Origin of the sequence: Moraxella lacunata (assembly GCF_002027545.1) — a bacterium.
Lineage (GTDB): Bacteria > Pseudomonadota > Gammaproteobacteria > Pseudomonadales > Moraxellaceae > Moraxella > Moraxella lacunata.
In genome coordinates this window covers 1-1,779 of the sequence record NZ_MXAN01000106.1, presented here as the reverse complement: position 1 = coordinate 1,779, position 1,779 = coordinate 1, and the positions used below count along the sequence as shown (strand labels likewise).

General features: G+C 42.8%; 2 protein-coding genes. Both read right to left on the bottom strand.

Annotated elements, in window-relative coordinates:
* Positions 1–644: 644 nt before the first annotated feature.
* A complete protein-coding gene (argF, locus tag B5J94_RS12850) occupies positions 645–1,565 on the bottom strand; it encodes an ornithine carbamoyltransferase (RefSeq protein ID WP_062501675.1) in 921 nt (306 codons plus the stop codon).
* A gap of 17 nt (positions 1,566–1,582) precedes the next feature.
* Positions 1,583–1,779, bottom strand: a 197-nt coding sequence (locus B5J94_RS14555; RefSeq protein ID WP_211271093.1) for a hypothetical protein, incomplete at its 5' end; no start/stop codon positions are given.

Below are 1,779 nucleotides of genomic sequence, written 5' to 3'. Positions count from 1 at the left end.
TGGTGCTTGGGTTTATAAATGCAACATCAAACTTTGCTTTGCTGATGTCTATGCCAATATAGTGTATCATCTGTCTCTTGCCTTGTTTATGCAGTGTCTGTTTTAATAAACGCACTTAGATACCATTTAGAGTTTAAGATGACAAGCAAAGGACACCATCTGAGCACCAGTGTTAAGACACTAAGGGCGAACCCGTGTTCTCTTTGCTTGTATAACCCAACAACATTCTAGCAGATAATCTAGGTTTGGTGTTGGGTTGATACAAGGGCGAACGGTTTTTGTAGTAAAATTCAATTTTGTTGGCTGTAAATACCCTAGTCCCAACTTACATCCAGCCAACTTGATATCTACCACGGGTTTGTAGGGGTGTGCTGAGCACACCCTTTGATGACATTACTACACAAGGCGTGCACAGTACGCCCCTATATCCAAACATCATTGTGTTTGTAGTAATTTTAAAGTTTCTTGGATGTATATAAGCGACTGATTTGTCAAGGGCGAATTGCAATTCGCCTCTACCACTCAAAAATAATTTATTGAATAATCAATAGGTTGTAATTTTAAGTTGAGATTGGGGTATAAATTCAATGACGTGTGGGAATAGGGGCATGCTAGGCACACCCCTTGATGGCGGACAATCAGTATTAAGCCAATTTAATCTTGTCTTTTAACAAAAACTCCATCAGTGCTTTTTGGGCGTGCAAGCGGTTTTCTGCTTCGTCCCACACGACCGAACGGGGGTCATCTAGTAGGTCATGGCTTATCTCTTCGCCACGATGAGCAGGCAGGCAGTGCATAAATAGCATGTCTTTATCGGCGGTATCTAGTAGCTTAGGCGTGATTTGAAAGCCTGTAAAATCGGCTTCACGTTTTTTCTGCTCAGCTTCTTGTCCCATGCTTGCCCATACGTCTGTAACCACAAGGTGCGAACCTTTAACCGCATCGGCAACACTATTGGTCAAAGTCAAGCGATGAGCGTATCGGGTGGTAAGTTCATTATTTGGCTCATAGCCTTTTGGTGTGGCGATGTTAAGATGAAAATCAAACTGCTCGGACGCTAAGATGTATGAGTTGCACATATTATTACCGTCGCCAACCCATGTTACCGTTTTGCCTTTGATGTCGCCTTTGTGTTCAAAAAAGGTCTGCATGTCGGCAAGCAGTTGGCAGGGGTGGTAATCGTCGGTCAAGGCGTTGATGACTGGCACGGACGAGTGTTTGGCAAAGGTCTGCACACGCTCATGGGCAAATGTGCGAATCATCACAATGTCGGTCATGGAGCTAATCACACGTGCCGAATCTTCTATCGGTTCGCCACGCCCAAGCTGAGTATCATTGGGTGACAAAAAAAGTGCTTGACCACCAAATTGCCCCATGCCTGTCTCAAAGGAGATGCGGGTACGAGTGCTAGATTTTTCAAAAATCATGGCAAGAGTACGACCAACAAAAGGACGATAAATCTCGCCTTTGTGTTGCATTTGGCGAAGTTCACTGGCACGATTGATGACCGTGCGAAGTTCGTCTTTGGATAGGTCAAGTAATGTTAAAAAATGGCGAACGCTCATAAAAATCCTTATTGCAATTATGGAAAAATAAAGGCATGAGTATAACAAATCTTTTTATAAAAATGCAATGCCTTAACCGATTTTATTGGTAAATACACCCAACGCCCCACTCTCAACTTTATATAAGTGATTGGTTTATCAAGGGCGAATTGCAATTCGCCCCTTGTATTATAATACCTAAAACAAAACCCCATTATAAGCAACCATAATGGGG

Excerpts from the sequence above, each read along its gene's own strand:
- argF (WP_062501675.1), bottom strand. The coding sequence starts at position 1,565 with ATGAGCGTTCGCCATTTTTTAACATTACTTGACCTATCCAAAGACGAA.